Origin of the sequence: Agrococcus sp. SGAir0287 (assembly GCF_005484985.1) — a bacterium.
Classification (GTDB): Bacteria; Actinomycetota; Actinomycetes; order Actinomycetales; family Microbacteriaceae; genus Agrococcus.
Window position 1 is genome coordinate 48,435 of record NZ_CP027942.1, and the last position, 15,589, is coordinate 64,023.

At 73.9% G+C, this 15,589-nt stretch carries 14 protein-coding genes; 10 read left to right on the forward strand and 4 right to left on the reverse strand.

What is annotated here, in order from left to right; all coding sequences use genetic code 11:
* Window positions 1–5: 5 nt before the first annotated feature.
* Window positions 6–1,196 carry a CaiB/BaiF CoA transferase family protein gene (locus C1N71_RS15185; protein ID WP_254678039.1) on the reverse strand — a complete coding sequence of 397 codons (1,191 nt, stop codon included), beginning with the start codon at window positions 1,194–1,196 and terminating at the stop codon, window positions 6–8.
* A gap of 128 nt (window positions 1,197–1,324) precedes the next feature.
* On the opposite strand from C1N71_RS15185, the gene C1N71_RS00240 reads away from it, so the two are divergent.
* The 3 genes from C1N71_RS00240 to C1N71_RS00250 all read left to right on the forward strand — a co-directional run bounded on the left by C1N71_RS00240 (window position 1,325) and on the right by C1N71_RS00250 (window position 6,196).
* Window positions 1,325–2,692 (forward strand): aldehyde dehydrogenase family protein, encoded by a 1,368-nt coding sequence (locus C1N71_RS00240; protein WP_137754568.1) that lies wholly within the window; start codon window positions 1,325–1,327, stop codon window positions 2,690–2,692.
* A 271-nt stretch (window positions 2,693–2,963) separates the two neighbouring features.
* Window positions 2,964–3,719: an HAD family hydrolase gene (locus tag C1N71_RS00245; protein WP_137754569.1), complete on the forward strand. Its 756-nt coding sequence runs from the start codon at window positions 2,964–2,966 to the stop codon at window positions 3,717–3,719.
* Window positions 3,716–6,196: a glycoside hydrolase family 65 protein gene (locus C1N71_RS00250; RefSeq protein WP_137754570.1), complete on the forward strand. Its 2,481-nt coding sequence runs from the start codon at window positions 3,716–3,718 to the stop codon at window positions 6,194–6,196. The genes C1N71_RS00245 and C1N71_RS00250 overlap by 4 nt, the downstream gene beginning before the upstream one ends.
* Before the next feature lie 33 nt (window positions 6,197–6,229).
* Here the strand turns inward: C1N71_RS00250 and C1N71_RS00255 are convergent, their stop codons facing one another.
* Together C1N71_RS00255 and C1N71_RS00260 are read right to left on the reverse strand one after the other, a co-directional pair.
* On the reverse strand, window positions 6,230–7,093 hold the full coding sequence (locus tag C1N71_RS00255) for a phosphatase PAP2 family protein (protein WP_137754571.1): 864 nt from the start codon (window positions 7,091–7,093) through the stop codon (window positions 6,230–6,232).
* 124 nt (window positions 7,094–7,217) lie between these two features.
* Window positions 7,218–7,625, reverse strand: coding sequence for an arsenate reductase ArsC (locus tag C1N71_RS00260; protein WP_137754572.1), 408 nt, complete (start codon window positions 7,623–7,625; stop codon window positions 7,218–7,220).
* Between the two features lie 218 nt (window positions 7,626–7,843).
* Here C1N71_RS00260 and C1N71_RS00265 point away from each other — a divergent pair, with 218 nt between their 5' ends.
* Window positions 7,844–8,188, forward strand: a complete 345-nt coding sequence (locus C1N71_RS00265) for an ArsR/SmtB family transcription factor (RefSeq protein WP_137754573.1) — start codon at window positions 7,844–7,846, stop codon at window positions 8,186–8,188.
* Between the two features lie 9 nt (window positions 8,189–8,197).
* Here C1N71_RS00265 and C1N71_RS00270 read toward each other — a convergent pair whose 3' ends face one another.
* Entirely contained in the window at window positions 8,198–9,223 is a 1,026-nt protein-coding gene (locus tag C1N71_RS00270; protein ID WP_137754574.1) for a LacI family DNA-binding transcriptional regulator, read from the reverse strand.
* A gap of 224 nt (window positions 9,224–9,447) precedes the next feature.
* On the opposite strand from C1N71_RS00270, the gene C1N71_RS00275 reads away from it, so the two are divergent.
* From C1N71_RS00275 to C1N71_RS00300, 6 genes are read left to right on the forward strand one after another with little or no spacing between them, the layout of a single operon-like run.
* Entirely contained in the window at window positions 9,448–11,055 is a 1,608-nt protein-coding gene (locus tag C1N71_RS00275) for an ABC transporter substrate-binding protein (RefSeq protein WP_137754575.1), read from the forward strand.
* 1 nt (window position 11,056) lies between these two features.
* Window positions 11,057–12,022, forward strand: a complete 966-nt coding sequence (locus C1N71_RS00280; protein ID WP_137754576.1) for an ABC transporter permease — start codon at window positions 11,057–11,059, stop codon at window positions 12,020–12,022.
* On the forward strand, window positions 12,019–12,891 hold the full coding sequence (locus C1N71_RS00285; protein WP_254678040.1) for an ABC transporter permease: 873 nt from the start codon (window positions 12,019–12,021) through the stop codon (window positions 12,889–12,891). Before C1N71_RS00280 ends, C1N71_RS00285 begins: the two co-directional genes overlap by 4 nt.
* Window positions 12,888–13,793, forward strand: a complete 906-nt coding sequence (locus tag C1N71_RS00290; protein WP_137754577.1) for an ABC transporter ATP-binding protein — start codon at window positions 12,888–12,890, stop codon at window positions 13,791–13,793. Before C1N71_RS00285 ends, C1N71_RS00290 begins: the two co-directional genes overlap by 4 nt.
* A complete protein-coding gene (locus C1N71_RS00295; RefSeq protein ID WP_137754578.1) occupies window positions 13,790–14,521 on the forward strand; it encodes an ABC transporter ATP-binding protein in 732 nt (243 codons plus the stop codon). Before C1N71_RS00290 ends, C1N71_RS00295 begins: the two co-directional genes overlap by 4 nt.
* Entirely contained in the window at window positions 14,518–15,588 is a 1,071-nt protein-coding gene (locus C1N71_RS00300; RefSeq protein ID WP_137754579.1) for a P1 family peptidase, read from the forward strand. Before C1N71_RS00295 ends, C1N71_RS00300 begins: the two co-directional genes overlap by 4 nt.
* Window position 15,589: the final 1 nt, after the last annotated feature.

The window sequence follows — 15,589 nt, forward strand, 5'->3', positions numbered from 1 at the left end:
TCCCGTCAGATGCGTGGGGTGGCGAGCCAGTCGCGCAGCGCAGCGTCGTGCTGGCCGAGCAACGGGGGTGGGATGGGCGAGGTGCGGGCGTCCCCGTCGATGCGGATCGGCGAGGCGAGGGTCGTGCCGTGGCCCGCGGGGCCGTGGAGCGCGCGCGTGGGCTCGAGGCCGACCTCGCGGGCGAGCGCGAGCCCCTCGGAGATCGTGCGCACCCGCCCCGCGACGACGCCTGCGGCGAGCAGGCGCGCCTCCCAGTCCTCGGCGGTGGCGCCGGCGAGCGCGTCCTCGAGCAGTGGCACGAGGTCCTCCCGGTGCGCGACCCGGTCGGCGTTCGTCGCGAAGCGCGCGTCGTGGGCGAGCGACGGCTCGCCGAGCTCGGCGCACAGCACGCGGAACTGCGCGTCGGTGCCGACCGCGACCGCGAGCGGCGCATCCGCGGTGTGCAGCAGCTGGTACGGCGCGATCGAGGGATGCGCGCTGCCGGCGCGGGCGGGCTCGGACGCCGCCGGCTCGTCGGCGTCGCGCGGCTCGGGCGTGGGAGCGCCGAGCACGGCGTGCAGCTGGTTCACGAGCGCGGCCTGCGCGCTCGACAGCAGCGCGACCTCCACGAGCCCGCCGACGCCGGTGCGCTCGCGGCGCAGCAGGGCCGCGAGGATGCCGGCCGTCGCATCCTTGCCCGTGAGCACGTCGACGAGCGCGACGCCCGCCTTCGTCGGCGGGCCGTCGGGCTCGCCCGTGACGTGCATGAGGCCGCTGACCGCCTGCACGACGAAGTCGTAGCCGGCGCGGCCGGCGCCGGCCGGCGCAGCGCCGTAGCCGCTGATCGAGCACCACACGAGGCGCGGATGCGCGGCGAGCAGCGCCTCCCGGTCGATGCCGAGGCGTGCGCGCGTGGCGGGCGGGAAGTTCTCCACGACGACGTCGGCGCGCGCGACGAGCTCGGCGACGAGCGCCCGGTCGGCGTCGTCCGCGAGGTCGAGCACGACCGACTCCTTGCCGCGGTTCGCGCTGTCGAAGTAGGTCGAGCCGCTCGGCGAGACCGGCGGCGCCCACGCGCGCGTGTCGTCGCCGGTGCCCGGCCGCTCGACCTTCACGACGCGCGCGCCGAGGTCGGCGAGCGTCTGGCCGACGAGCGGTCCGGCGAGCACGCGCGACAGGTCGGCGACGAGCACGCCGGCCAGCGGTGCCTCGGTCATGCCACTCCTTCGTCGCGCGCTCTCAGCCCAGCATGCCGGATCGTTCCGTCACCAGGCAATCCCGGGGTATCGTGCGAGGCGGACCCGACCGCGACGTCGCCTGCGGGCGGCGTGAGAGGAGCGCGAGCATGGCCTACCGATCCGTCGATCCCGCCACGGGCGAGGTGCTCGCCGAGCACGCCGGGGCCACCGATGCCGAGATCGAGGCGGCCCTCGCGTCGGCCGCCGAGGCGGCTGCCGCGATGCCGTCGCTCGACGAGCGCATCGCCGCGATGCGCGCGATCGCCGCGGCGTTCCGCGCGCAGGAGGTCGAGCTCGCCACGACCATCGCGCGCGAGATGGGCAAGCCGCTCGCGCAGGGCATCGGCGAGGTGCGGCTCGTCGCATCGATCTGGGACTGGTACGCCGACCGACCCGAGCTGCTCGCCGACCGCGCGATCGAGACCGACTGGCGGGGGCGGGCAGCGCGCGTCGAGCTGCGTCCGACGGGACCGATCGTGGGCATCATGCCGTGGAACTTCCCGTACTACCAGGTGGCGAGGCTCGCGGCGCCGAACCTCCTGCTCGGCAACCCCGTCGTCATCAAGCACGCGGGCTCCTGCACGGGCGCGGCGCTCGCGATGCAGGCGATGGCGGATGCGTCGGGCCTGCCGGCGGGCACGTACCAGACCGTGCTCGCATCGAGCGCGCAGATCGCGACGATGATCGCCGACCCGCGCGTGCAGGGCGTCTCGCTCACGGGCTCGGAGCGCGCCGGCGCCGCGGTGGCGGAGGTCGCGGGCCGGTCGCTGACGCGCTGCGTGCTCGAGCTCGGCGGCTCGGACCCGTTCATCGTGCTCTCGACCGACGATCTCGACCGACTGGTCGACGTCGCCATCGCGGCCCGCACGCGCAACTGCGGCCAGGCGTGCACCTCGGCGAAGCGCTTCATCGTGCACGCGTCGCTGCACGACGCGTTCGTCGAGCGCCTCGCGGCCGGGATGCGCGCGCTGCGCATCGGCTCGCCGCTCGAGGAGGGCGTCGATCTCGGGCCGATGTCGAGCGAGGCGGCGGCGGCCGACCTCGTCGAGCAGGTCGCCTCCGCCGTCGCCGAGGGCGCGACGCTCGTCACCGGCGGCATCCGCATCCCCGGGGCAGGCGCGTTCGTCGAGCCCGGCATCCTCACCGGCGTCACGCCGACGATGCGCGTCTGGCACGAGGAGCTCTTCGGCCCCGTCGCGATGGTGGTGCCGGTCGCGGATGCCGAGGAGGCCGTGCGCGTCGCCAACGACTCGCCGTTCGGCCTCGGCGCGAACGTCTTCGACGACGCCGACCCCGATCGTGCGGCGTGGGTCGCGGAGCGCCTCGAGGCGGGCATGGTCTCGATCGGCGCGTTCGGCGTCTCGCGGCCCGAGCTGCCGTTCGGAGGCGTCAAGCGCTCGGGCTTCGGCCGCGAGCTCGGGCCCGACGCCGTGCTCGAGTTCGCGAACCGACGTCTGGTGACGCAGCCGGCGTGAGCGTCGAGCGGGCGCCCCTGGTCCATGCCGTGGCGCGTCGTCGGTCGCTGCCGCCCATGCGAGCGCCGCCGGCGACCAGGCACGCTGCGGGGGTGCCGGATGCGGCGAGTGGACGCGGTCGGGTCACACGGCGCGGATCGCACCCTCCGAGAGCGCATCCGCGCATGTGCGTCGCGGGCGCGGGCTGCGGTAGCGTCGCTCGCGAGCGCGGCAGGGGAAGAACCGGGTCGCCATGCACCGACACCGTCAGCCTCGAGAGGTCGCAGCACGCATGATCCACGGCTCCCGCGACGCGAGCGCGCTCGCCGACGCACGCGCCATCCTCTTCGACCTCGACGGCGTGCTGACGCCCACGGCCGAGGTGCACATGCGCGCGTGGGCGAGGCTCTTCGCCCCCGTGCTCGAGACGCACGGCGTCGCGCCGTACACGGATGCCGACTACTTCGCCCACATCGACGGCAAGCCGCGCTACGACGGCGTGCGCAGCATGCTCGCCGCCCGCGGCATCGACCTGCCCGAGGGCGAGCCGAGCGACGCCGCCGAGGCCGACACCGTGCACGGGCTCGGCAACCGCAAGGACCAGGCCTTCACCGCCGAGGTCGACGAGCACGGCGTCGAGCCCTACCCGGGCTCCGTCGCCTTCCTCGACGCCGCCGAGGCGGCAGGCCTCGCCGTCGCCGTCGTGACGAGCAGCCGCAACGGCCGCCGCGTGCTCGCCGCCGCGGGGCTCGCCGACCGGTTCGGGACGATCGTCGACGGCGTGCACGCCGCCGCCCACGGCCTCGCAGGCAAGCCCTCGCCCGCCACGTACGTCGAGGGCGCCCAGCTGCTCGGCCTCGCGCCGTCGCAGTGCGTCGTCGTCGAGGACGCCCACTCCGGCGTCGCCGCCGGGCGCGCGGGCGGCTTCCTGCTCACCGTCGGCGTCGACCGCGGCGCCGGCGCGGACTCCCTGCTCGAGCACGGCGCCGACCTCGTCGTCGACGACCTCGCCGAGCTCATCGACTCGCTCCCCGGAGGTGCCGCATGAGGCGCGACGCAGCCGACCCGCTCGACAGGCAGCGGTTCCCGATCGACGAGTGGGCGCTCGTCGAGACCGAGCTCGACCACCACGGCCAGGGCACGGCCGAGACGCTCTTCGCCGTCGGCAACGGCTACCTCGGCATGCGCGGCAACGTCGAGGAGGCGCGGCACGGCCACGTCTTCGGCACGTACGTGAACGGCTTCCACGAGACGTGGCCCATCCGGCACGCGGAGGAGGCCTTCGGCTTCGCCCGCGTCGGCCAGACGATCATCGACGCGCCCGACGCGAAGATCATCCGCCTCTACGTCGACGACGAGCCCTTCGTGCTCGCCGACGCCGACCTCACCGCCTACTCGCGACGCCTCGACTTCCAGCGCGGCGTGCTCGAGCGCGAGTGCGAGTGGCGCATGCCGAGCGGCAAGCGCATCCACGTCCGCACGTCGCGGCTCGTGTCGTTCACCGAGCGGCACCTCGCGCTGCTCGAGTACGAGGTCACGCCGCTCGACGACGCGTCGATCATCATCTCCAGCCAGCTCATGAACCGGCAGGACCTGCGCGACGACCTGCATGCGCGGCCCGAGGAGGAGGGATTCGACCCCCGCAAGGCCGAGACGGTCGAGGGTCGCGTGCTCGAGCCCAAGCACCGGCACGACCGCGAGAACCGGGTCATCCTGGGCTACCAGGCGATGAACTCGCGCATGACGATCGCCGTCGGCGTCGAGCACCGCATCGAGTCGGTCGACGAGGTCGCGGTCACCCGGCACGTCGAGGACGACCTCGCCAAGCACGTCTTCCGCATCGAGGCGAAGGCCGGCAATCCCATCCGCCTCACGAAGTGGGCGTCGTACCACACGGCCCGGCAGGTGCCGGTGCGAGAGCTCGTCGACCGCACGAAGCGCACGCTCGACCGCGCGAAGAGCCTCGGCGTCGACGCCGTGAAGGCCTCGCAGCGCGCCTGGCTCGACGACTTCTGGGCGCGCAGCGACGTCGAGGTCGAGGGCCAGGCGGCCGTGCAGCAGGCCGTGCGCTGGAACCTCTTCGCACTCGCGCAGGCGTCGGCGCGCACCGACGGCGGCGGCATCGCGGCGAAGGGCGTCTCGGGCTCGGGCTACGGCGGGCACTACTTCTGGGACACCGAGGTCTACGTGATGCCGTTCCTCACGTACACGTCGCCCGGCGTCGCTCGCAACGCGCTGCGCTTCCGCGAGGGCATGCTCGACGCCGCCCGCCAGCGCGCGTCGGAGATGAACCAGCTCGGCGCGCTGTACCCGTGGCGCACGATCAACGGCCAGGAGTCGAGCGCCTACTACGCCGCCTCGACGGCGCAGTACCACATCGACGCCGACATCGTGCATGCGCTCATGCAGTACGTCGAGGCGACGGGCGACGCCGAGCTGCTCGCGCGCGGCGCGATCGACATCCTCGTCGAGACGGCGCGCATGTGGGCCGACCTGGGCTTCTGGCGCACGAACGGCTCGCCGGTGTTCCACATCCACGGCGTCACGGGCCCCGACGAGTACACGACCGTCGTGAACGACAACCTGTACACGAACGTCATGGCGCGGGCGAACCTGCGCGCCGCTGCGCGCGCCGTCGAGCGGCTGCGCGAGGAGGATCCGGCGGCGCACGAGCGCATGGTGGCGCGCGTCGGCGTCACGGCCGACGAGGTCGCCGAGTGGATGCGCGCCGCCGACGGCATGCACATCCCGTTCGACGCCGAGCTGCGCGTGCATCCGCAGGACGCGCAGTTCCTCGAGCGCGAGGTGTGGGACCTCGCGAACACGCCCGACGAGCACCGCCCGCTGCTGCTGCACTTCCACCCGCTCGTCATCTACCGCTTCCAGGTGCTGAAGCAGGCGGACGTCGTGCTCGCGCTGCTGCTGCAGGGTCAGCACTTCACGCCGGAGGAGAAGCGGCGCGACTTCGAGTACTACGACGCGCTCACGACGGGCGACTCCACCCTGTCGGCCGTGGTGCAGTCGATCATCGCCGCCGAGGTCGGCTACCGCGACCTCGCGCTCGAGTACCACCTCGACGCGCTCTACGTCGACCTCGCGAACCTCCACGGCAACACGCCCGACGGCGTGCACGTCGCCTCGACGGGCGGCATCTGGCTCGCCTACGCGGCCGGCTTCGGCGGCATGCGCGACCACGACGGCGAGATCTCGTTCGACCCGCGCATGCCCGAGGGATGGGAGGCGATCACCTTCCGCCTCACGCTGCGCGGCACCCGCATCCGCGTGCGCGTGCAGCAGGACGCGATGACGTTCACGGTCGAGGAGGGATCGGATGCGGTCGTCCAGGTGCGCGGCGAGCGCGTGCACGTACGCGACGGTCGACCCGTGACCATCGAGCTCGACGGCCAGGGCCCGCTCGTCGACGAGGATGCGCCCTCGACCGACGACCTCGAGGGCTTCCGGCGTGCCGACGGCACCGTCATCACGGCGTCGCTGCCGACGTTCGCGCACGAGGACGGCGTCTGACCCGAGCGCACCTCACATCTGAAGGGCGGGGCGTCAGCGGAGGTGTCGGGCGCCGGCGAGCTCGGGACGCGGTCGGCGCACGAGCCACGACAGCGTCGCGACGGCGACGAGCACCGCGGCGACGAGCGCGCTCGACGCCGTGACGAGCAGCGGCGCCCCCGCATCCCCCGCCGCTGCGACGACGATCGCCGCGACGATCGCGACGAGGCTCGCGACGCCGGCGCTCGCGAGCAGCACGAGCTCGAGCAGGCGGTACGGCGCACGCCTGCTGGGCGGCACGGGCGCGCGCCACAGCGTCGCCAGGGCGGTGAGGCAGACCACGAGCAGCAGCGCGCCGACGACGTCGCTCGGGCGATGCCAGCCGTCGTGCACGAGGCGGATCGCGACGACCGAGAGCAGCACGGCCGCGAAGGGCGCGGCGACGAGGCGCAGCGCGGCGGGCAGCACGACGAGCGCACCGGCGGCGACGGCGGCGAACGCGATCATGTGGCCGCTGGGGAAGGAGTTGCCCTGCTCGGCGACGACGGTGGGGCGCGAGAGCACGAGGTGCTTCAGCAGCTGGCCGATGATCGCGCTCGCGGCGACGACGGCGATGGCGACGAGCGCGAGATCCCCGCGCCGACGCACGAGGCCGATCGCGAGGAGCGCCGCGCAGGCGGCGGCGAGCGTCGAGATGCCGACGAGGCCCAGCAGCGGGGAGTCGGTCGCGAACGTCGACGCCTCGAGCACGGCGCCCTCGGCGATGCGGCCGCGCTCCGTCCACACGGCGACGACGAAGACGACGGCGAGCGCGACGGCCGCGAGCACCGCGACGGCCACGCGCTCGGCGCGACCGCTCGCTCGAGGCACGGCGACGATGCGGCGTGCGCGCGTCGACCGCGCTCGCTCCGTCACCACCTGCACCATCCTCGTCCCATCCGACTCGGGACCACCGGGAAGGCTAGCGCCGACGCGCCCGCGTCGTCACGCAGGCGCGCGCGAGCGCTGGCCGTGCGGCGGCGGCGGGGCGAGCGATGCGCGCTCAGGCGGGCGCGAGCTCGGCGAGCAGTCCCTCGACGCGGCGGCGGATCTCGTCGCGGATGGAGCGAACGGCCTCGATGCCCTGACCGGCCGGGTCGTCGAGCTCCCAGTCCTCGTAGCGCGTGCCGGGGAAGAAGGGGCAGGCGTCGCCGCATCCCATCGTCACGACGACGTCGGCGGCCCGCACGGCGTCGGGCGTGAGCACCGCGGGCTGCCTGCCGGCGATGTCGATGCCCTCCTCGGCCATCGCGGCGACGGCCACCGGGTTGATCCGGTCGGCGGGCATCGAGCCTGCGGAGCGCACGGCGACGCGGTCGCCCGCGAGCGCCTGGAGGTAGCCGGCGGCCATCTGCGAGCGCCCGGCGTTGTGCACGCAGACGAAGAGGACGGTGGGGGTGGTCTCGGGCATGGTCCCTCGCTTGGATGGGGATGGGCGCTCCCGGGTTCCGTCCCGGAGCGCCCGCTCGTGGGTCGTCGGTCAGCAGCAGTCCCGGTCGAGCTCGGGCGGGCAGCCCAGCTCGACGCACAGCGCGTCGGCCTCCATCATCCCTCCTTCCATCGATGTCTGTCGATGCGAGCGTGCACGATGCATCGACATCTGTCAATGCGTCGTGCGATGATGGACGCATGACGATCGCAGCGCCGACCCCTGCGAGGCTCGACGCGTGCTGCGCGCCGATCACGGGCGGCGTGCTCGACGAGGTCTCCGCCGAGGCGCTCGCACGCACGCTCAAGGCCATCGCGGATCCGGCCCGGCTGCGACTGCTGTCGATGATCGCCGCGCACGAGGGCGCGGAGGCGTGCGTGTGCGACCTCACCGAGCCGCTCGGCCTCTCGCAGCCGACCGTGTCCCACCACCTGCGGCTGCTCATGGAGGCCGGCTTCCTCACGCGCTCGACGCGCGGCCGGTGGGCGTACTACCGACTCGTCGAGGGCTCGCTGGGGCGCGTCGCGGGGCTGCTCGCGGCGTAGCCGCAGCGGCTACCGGATCGGCGCGCGGGCGGCGGCGCCGAGGGTGCTCGCACGGTAGCGCACCTCGATCGGCAGCGGCACCTCGGCGTCGGGGGCGACCTCGCCGCGGACGATGTCGAGCAGCAGGCGGATGCAGGCGGCTCCCGCCGCGCGCGGCGTGAGGTCGATCGCCGTGACGGGCGGGTCGGTGTAGACGTAGGCGGGGTTGTCGACGAGCGCGGCGACGAGCACGTCGTCGCCCACCTCGCGCCCGAGGTCCTGCAGCACGTCGACGACGACGATCGCCGAGCCGTCGGGTCCGCACAGGAAGGCGTCGACCTCGGGACGCGCGACGAGCAGCTCGCGGGCGGCAGCGGCGTAGGCGCCCGACTCCGAGCCGAACGGGCGCTCGACCATGGCGGGCTCGATGCCGCGCTCGCGGCACCAGGCGCGGTACGCCGCCTGCACGCGCGAGCCCCAGTCGGTGACGGCGGGGGAGGCGAGCAGCGCCGGTGCGATGGCGCCTCGCGCGGCGAGATGGTCGAGCAGCTCGCGCACCGCGCCCTCGTGGTCGGCGGACACGACGCCCATCGCACGCGCCGTCTGCGCACCCTCGAGCGTCACGAGCGGCTGGTCGAGCGCGAGCAGCCGCTCGGCGACCGGGTCGTCCGCGAGCGGATCGAGCAGGATGACGCCGTCGACCGCGGGCGGCGCCTGGTCGCCCGCGAGGCGGCGGGACGTGATGAGCGTCACGTCGACCTCCTCGGCGGCCGCCTGCTCGAGCGCGCCGTAGACCGTCTGCAGGTAGTACTCGATGCGCGTCATCGCCTCCGGCAGGTGGATGCCGAGCGTGCCGGTCGTCGCGGCGCGCAGCGAGCGCGCGGCGGAGTTCGGACGGTAGCCGAGCGCGGCGGCGGCGGCCTCGACGGCCGTGCGCGTCTCCTGCGAGACGCGGCCGTGTCCGCGCAGCGCGTCGGACGCCGTCGTGCGCGAGACGCCCGCCGCACGTGCCACGTCGACGATCGTCGCGGCACGGTGGCTCGAGCGGTCCGGCATGCCCCGTGTCTACCACGTCGGCGTGCCCCGGCGACCGCGAACGCCGGATCGTTCCGTCATGCGGTGCTACGAGCGCATGACGAAGTGGCCGCCGCGGGCATCCCGTGCTTGACCTGCGCGCAGGCCGCGCGTAGATTCCGGACAATGCCGGAACGATCCGGCATCCGGCTCGAGGCAGGCAGCACCCGCGCTCGATCCGGCATCGGACCGATCGGGAGGCTCCCGTGCGCACCACCTCCACCGCAGCCCTCGCGGCCGCCGCAGTCGCGGCGCTCGCGCTCGCAGGATGCTCGGGCGGCTCCGCCCCCGCCGAGCCGGACGCCGACGTGCCCGACGGCTACGTCGCCTACGCCGACGACTCGGTGACGAGCGCCGGCGGCACCCTGCAGGTGCAGATCGACTACGACACGGCAGAGGCCCAGGGGCTCGACCCCGCCTTCGCCGAGGTCGCCCGCTCGTGGTCGATCATGGGCCTCGTGTACGAGTCGCTCGTCACCGTCGGACCGGGCTTCGAGATCCAGCCCGAGCTCGCCGCCGAGTGGGAGCAGCCGGACGACACGACCTACGTCTTCACCCTGCAGCCCGATGCCGTCTTCTCGAACGGCCGCGCCGTCACGGCCGCCGACGTCGTCGGCTCGCTCCAGCGCCTCCTCGACTCCGGCTCCGTCTGGTCCGGCCAGCTCGGTCCCGTCGCCTCGATCGAGGACACGAGCGACGGCGCGCAGCAGGTGACCGTGACGCTCGAGCGCCCGTACACGCCGTTCCTCGCAGCGCTCGCGAACACGCCCGCCGCGATCCTGCCGATGGAGGAGCTGACCGCGGGCACCTTCGACCCCGTGACCGAGATGCTCGGATCCGGTGCCTTCACCGTCGCCGAGCATCGGCAGGACGAGTCGTGGACCTTCGCCGCCAACCCCGAGTGGTGGGATGCGGACGCGCTCGGCGTCGACGAGCTCGAGCTCGTCATCGCCGGCGACGAGCAGACGCGCCTCGCCGGCCTGCGCGACGGGTCGACGCAGCTCGCGAACTTCTCGAACGCCGACGCGCTGCAGCTGCTGCAGTCCGCGCCGAACGTCACGGCCGTGAGCCAGACGCAGAGCGACTTCTTCTACGCCATGCTCAACTCGGTGAACCCCGACTCGCCGTTCGTCGACCCCGAGGTCCGGCAGACGGTCAACGCACTCATCGACCGGCAGGCGCTCGTCGACGTCGCCCTCGCGGGGGCAGCGGAGGCGACGGCCGTGACGCCGGCGAACCTCCCCGACGCGTGCGCCCCCGACTCGGTGCCGTCCGCATCCGCCGAGGTCGACGCCGACGCGCTCGAGGGCGTCGAGGCGACGATCCTCGTCTACAACTCCGACCCCGCCCTCGGCGCCATCGCCCAGCTCATCCAGCAGCAGCTCCAGGCCGCCGGCGCGCAGATCGAGCTCGAGTCGGTCGACGACGGCACGTTCGGCGAGCGCGTCTACGTCTCGCAGCCGGGCGACTTCGACATCGCGCTCAGCTGGTTCGCCGGCTACGGCGACGCATCCATCGTGACGAGCTGGTGGAACCCCGAGACGGCGTTCTTCAACGTCGGCTTCACGCAGGCGCACGACGACCTGTCGGAGGCGATCGTCGCGGCCCAGGGGCTCGAGCCGGGCGCGGAGCGCGCCGAGGCGCTGCAGACGGTCTGCGACCTCGCCGACGAGTACGCCGAGATGCTGCCGCTCGCCACGCGCCCGCAGGTCATCGGCTACGCGAACGACCAGCTGGCGCCGACGATCCTCGCCGACGAGGGCTACGGCGACTTCCTGCGCCTCGTCGCCGACTTCCGGATGCTCGAGGGCTGAGATGCAGACGGTGCGATGGGTCGGCGGGCGAGTCCTCACGGGGCTCGTGACGCTGCTCGGCATCGCGCTGCTCGTGTTCATGGCGGTGCGGGTGGTGCCCGGCCAGGCCGAGCGCGTGCTGCTCGGTCCGCTCGCCACGCAGGAGCAGCGCGACGCGCTCGTCGCCGAGCTCGGGCTGGACCGCGACCTCGCGAGCCAGTTCGGCATCTGGATCTCGAAGGTCGTCACGGGCGACCTCGGCACGTCGATCGTGTCGAGGCAGCCCGTGCTCGACGAGCTCGCGCTGCGCCTGCCGGTGACGGCGACGATCGCGCTCATGGCGCTCGCGATCGCGCTCGCGGTCGGCATCCCCGTCGGCGTGCTGCAGGCCCTGCGCGCACGCCGACGCGGCGGCGCCGTGGTCAGCCGCGTCCTCGGCGGGCTCGGCATCTCGGTGCCCGAGTTCGTGCTCGGGGCGCTCGTCGTGCTGCTGTTCTCATCCGTGCCGCTCGGCATCACGATCGGCGCGTTCACGCCCGTGGCGGAGGACGTCGGGCGAGGGCTGCTCTCGTCGCTGCTGCCCGCGCTCGTCCTCTCCGTCTTCTGCGCCGCCGCGACGGCGCGGACGACGAGGGACGCCGTGCTCGGCGTGCTCGTCGAGCCCTACGTGCAGGCGGCCGTCGCGCGCGGCGAGACGCCGTGGTCGATCGTGCGGCACCACGTGCTGCGCAACGCGACCATCCCCATCCTCACGCTCGCCGCGACGCTGCTCGCGTACCTCCTCGGCGGTGCCGTCATCGTCGAGGGCCTCTTCAACGTGCCGGGCGTCGGGTCGTACCTGCTGCTCGCCATGGATCGGCGCGACTACGCCGTCGTGCAGGCGGGCGTCATGCTCGCCGCCGTCGTGTTCGTCGTCACGAGCGTCCTCGTCGAGCTCGCGTCGAGCCTCGTCGACCCGCGGGTCTCGACGATCGGGGCGCGCTCGTGACCGGCGTCGCCGCGGGCCTCGCCGCCGCGCCCGGCCGCCTGCGCGCCCTGCGCACGACGGACGGCGTGCTCACGGCGGCGCTCGCCGTGCTCGCGCTGCTCGTGCTCCTCTCGCTCGCCGGACGCGTCGTCCCGGGGCTCGACGATGGCACGACGACGGTCGGCGCGCGCTTCGAGCCGCCGAGCCTCGCGCATCCGCTCGGCACCGACTCCCTCGGTCGATCGCTGCTCGCGAGGCTGCTCGAGGGCATCGGCACGACCTTCCTGCTCTCGGCGGTCGCCGTGCTCTGCACCGCGGTCATCGCCTCGGCGCTCGGCATCCTCGCCGCGTACCTCGGCGGCTGGGTGCGCGAGGTCGTCATGCGCATCGGCGACGTGCTCTACGCCTTCCCCTCGATCCTGCTCGCGCTGCTCGTCGCGGCCGCGTTCGGCCCCGGGGTCACGGCGTCGCTCGCGGCGATCGTGCTCATCACCGTGCCGCTCATGACCCGCCAGGTGGCCGCTGCCGCCGCGCAGGTCGCGCGACGCGACTTCGTGACCTCCGCGCGCATCTCGGGCGTCTCCGCGCCCGTCATCATGGTGCGCCACCTGCTCACGAACGTCTCGGGCACCGTCGTCATCCAGGCGACGTACGCGCTCTCGGTCGCGATCCTCGTCGAGGGCGGCCTCTCCTTCCTCGGCTACGGCGTGCAGCTGCCCGCATCGTCGCTCGGCCTGCTCGCGAGCGAGGGCAACCTGTACCTGCTCACCGCACCGTGGATCCTCGTCTCCTCCGGGGGCGCGATGGTGCTCGCGATCCTCGCCGTGACGCTCGTGGGCGACAGCCTGCGCGACCGCCTCGAGCCCCGACAGGTGGTGGACCTCACGTGAGCCTCATCGAGATCGACGACCTCGTCGTCGAGTTCCGCACCCCGCGGGGCGTCGTGCGCGCGCTCGACGGCGCGACCCTGACGGCGGACGCGGGCGAGACGCTCGCGATCGTCGGCGAGTCGGGCTCGGGCAAGTCGACGCTCGGCACCGCGATCGGCGCGCTGCTGCCCGCCAACGGCCGCGTCGCGAGCGGCTCGGTCCGGGTGGGCGGCGTCGACGTCGGGACCCTGGACCGGCCCGCGCTGCGCGCGCTGCGACGCGACACGCTCGGCTTCATCCCGCAGGATCCCATCGCGACCCTCGATCCCACGCAGCGCGTCGGTCGGCAGCTCGCGCTCGTCGTGCGGGCGCTCGGCGGCGACGCGTCGCGTGCGGCGCTCGCGCAGATGCTCGACGAGGTGCGCATCGCCGACCCCGCCGACGTGCTGCGACGCTACCCGCACGAGCTCTCGGGCGGCATGGCGCAGCGCGTCGCCATCGCGATCGCCATGGCGCGCAGGCCCCGCATCCTCGTCGCCGACGAGCCGACGGCCGCCCTCGACGCCAACGTGCGGCGCGAGGTGCTGCGGCTGATCTTCGAGGCCGCCGAGCAGACCAGCGCCACGGTCGTGTGGCTGAGCCACGACCTCGAGGCCGTCGCCCGCTGGTGCCGCCGCGTCGCGGTGATGTACCGCGGCCGGGTCGTCGAGGTCGGCCGACCGGACGTCGTGCTGCAGGAGCCCGAGCATCCGTACACGCGCTCGCTCATCGCCGCGATGCCGTCGAGGCTGCGCCGCGACGTGCCGGTGCGCACGTACACGGAGCTGCTCGCGGCGCACGGTGCGGATCCGGCGCCCCCGACCGCGTCCACACCATCCGCACCGTCGGATCCGGCGCCCATCGACGAGGAGGCGCGCGCATGAGCCTCGTCGAGCTCGACGCCGTGAGCGTGCGCTTCGGCTCGGGCGCTCGCGCCGTGCACGCGATGCGCGACGTCTCGTTCGCGATCGAGGAGGGGCAGACCGTCGGGCTCGTCGGCGAGTCCGGCTCGGGCAAGTCGACCGCCGCATCCGTCGCCCTCGGCCTGCGTGCGCCGACGGCGGGCGTCGTGCGCTTCGACGGGCAGCCGCTGCGCCGCCGCCGCGTCGCCGGCGAGATGCAGGCGGTGCTGCAGCACCCGATGTGGGCGCTGAACCCCCGCATGACCGTCGCCGCGTCCATCGCCGAGCCGCTGCAGGTGCGCACGCGCGACCGGCACCTGGTGCGCGAGCGCGTCGGCGAGCTGCTCGAGCAGGTCGCGCTCGCGCCCGAGCTCGGCGCACGCCATCCCCACGAGCTCTCCGGCGGGCAGCGGCAGCGCGTCGCGATCGCCCGCGCCCTCATCACGAGCCCGCGCTTCATCGTGTTCGACGAGGCCGTCAGCGCCCTCGACGTGTCGGTGCAGGCGCAGATCCTGCAGCTCGTGCAGCGCCTGCAGGCCGAGCACGGCTTCGGTGCCCTCTTCATCTCCCACGACATGGCCGTCGTCCGCTACCTCGCCGATCGCGTCGTCGTCATGCGCGGCGGCGAGGTCGTCGAGGACGCCGGCGCCGCCGACGTCGCGGCCGGCTTCACGCACCCGTACTCCCGAGCCCTCCTGGAGGAGCGATGACCACCATCGAGCCCGCCCCCGTCCCCGCGTTCGCGCCGCAGCCGACGTGGGACGCCGAGCCCCGCCGCACGCCGCGGTCGACGTTCGCCGGCCTCACGACGAACGACGACGTCGCCCTCGCGGCCGTGCCGGGCGGCGGGCGCGCCGAGGTCGTCTTCGACTTTCCCGGCGTGCGCATCGGCACCGCGCAGTACGACGAGGGCCCGACCGGCGTCACCGTCGTGTCGATCGACGGCGGTGCCCGCACGGCGATCGACGACCGCGGCGGCGCCGTCGGCATCACCGGCCGCTACCCCTTCAACCACGCCATCTGCCTCGCGGGCGGCTCCGTGCACGGCACCGCGGCGGCATCCGGCGTCACCGACGCGCTGCTCGAGCGGGGCGGACGCCGCACCGGCTTCGCCGACCTCGCCGCGGTCTCGGGCGCCGTCATCTACGACTTCGCGGTGCGCGACAACGCCATCACGCCCGACGCCGCTCTCGGCCGCGCCGCCTTCGAGCGGTCGCGCGAGGGCGTCGTCGAGATCGGACGCGTCGGGGCGGGCGTCGGCGGCTCGTGCGGCAAGATGCGACCTGCCTCGACGGAGTGGGCCGGGCAGGGCGCCGCGTTCCGGCAGGTCGGCGAGCTCAAGATCCTCGCGCTGACGGTCGTGAACGCCGTCGGCGCCGTCATCGACCGCGACGGCACCGTGCTGCGCGGCAACGTGCAGGAGGACGGCACGCGCCGCCATCCCTCGATCGACGGCGCGCTCGCCTTCTCCGAGGCCGGCGAGCAGGCGGCAGACGGCATCCAGCGCGGCAACACGACGCTGTCGGTCGTCGTCACGAACGCCAGGCTCGAGGAGATCGACCTGCGGCAGCTCGCCACGCAGATCCACTCGTCGATGCACCGCGGCATCCAGCCCTTCCACACCGCGCTCGACGGCGACACGCTCTTCCTCCTCACCACCGACGAGGTCGACCTGCCCTCCTACGACCCGCGGCAGGGGCTCGGCCCCTCCGTCGCGTCGTTCGGGGCCATCGCCTCCGAGGTCATGTGGGATGCCGTGATCGAGAGCGTGCGCTGAG

What these genes read in the sequence shown, in the direction of transcription:
- C1N71_RS15185 (WP_254678039.1), bottom strand. Translation starts at nt 1,196, where the DNA reads ATGACCGAGGCACCGCTGGCCGGCGTGCTCGTCGCCGACCTGTCGCGC.
- C1N71_RS00240 (WP_137754568.1), top strand. Translation starts at nt 1,325, where the DNA reads ATGGCCTACCGATCCGTCGATCCCGCCACGGGCGAGGTGCTCGCCGAG.
- C1N71_RS00245 (WP_137754569.1), top strand. Translation starts at nt 2,964, where the DNA reads ATGATCCACGGCTCCCGCGACGCGAGCGCGCTCGCCGACGCACGCGCC.
- C1N71_RS00250 (WP_137754570.1), top strand. Translation starts at nt 3,716, where the DNA reads ATGAGGCGCGACGCAGCCGACCCGCTCGACAGGCAGCGGTTCCCGATC.
- C1N71_RS00260 (WP_137754572.1), bottom strand. Translation starts at nt 7,625, where the DNA reads ATGCCCGAGACCACCCCCACCGTCCTCTTCGTCTGCGTGCACAACGCC.
- C1N71_RS00265 (WP_137754573.1), top strand. Translation starts at nt 7,844, where the DNA reads ATGACGATCGCAGCGCCGACCCCTGCGAGGCTCGACGCGTGCTGCGCG.
- C1N71_RS00270 (WP_137754574.1), bottom strand. Translation starts at nt 9,223, where the DNA reads ATGCCGGACCGCTCGAGCCACCGTGCCGCGACGATCGTCGACGTGGCA.
- C1N71_RS00280 (WP_137754576.1), top strand. Translation starts at nt 11,057, where the DNA reads ATGCAGACGGTGCGATGGGTCGGCGGGCGAGTCCTCACGGGGCTCGTG.
- C1N71_RS00295 (WP_137754578.1), top strand. Translation starts at nt 13,790, where the DNA reads ATGAGCCTCGTCGAGCTCGACGCCGTGAGCGTGCGCTTCGGCTCGGGC.
- C1N71_RS00300 (WP_137754579.1), top strand. Translation starts at nt 14,518, where the DNA reads ATGACCACCATCGAGCCCGCCCCCGTCCCCGCGTTCGCGCCGCAGCCG.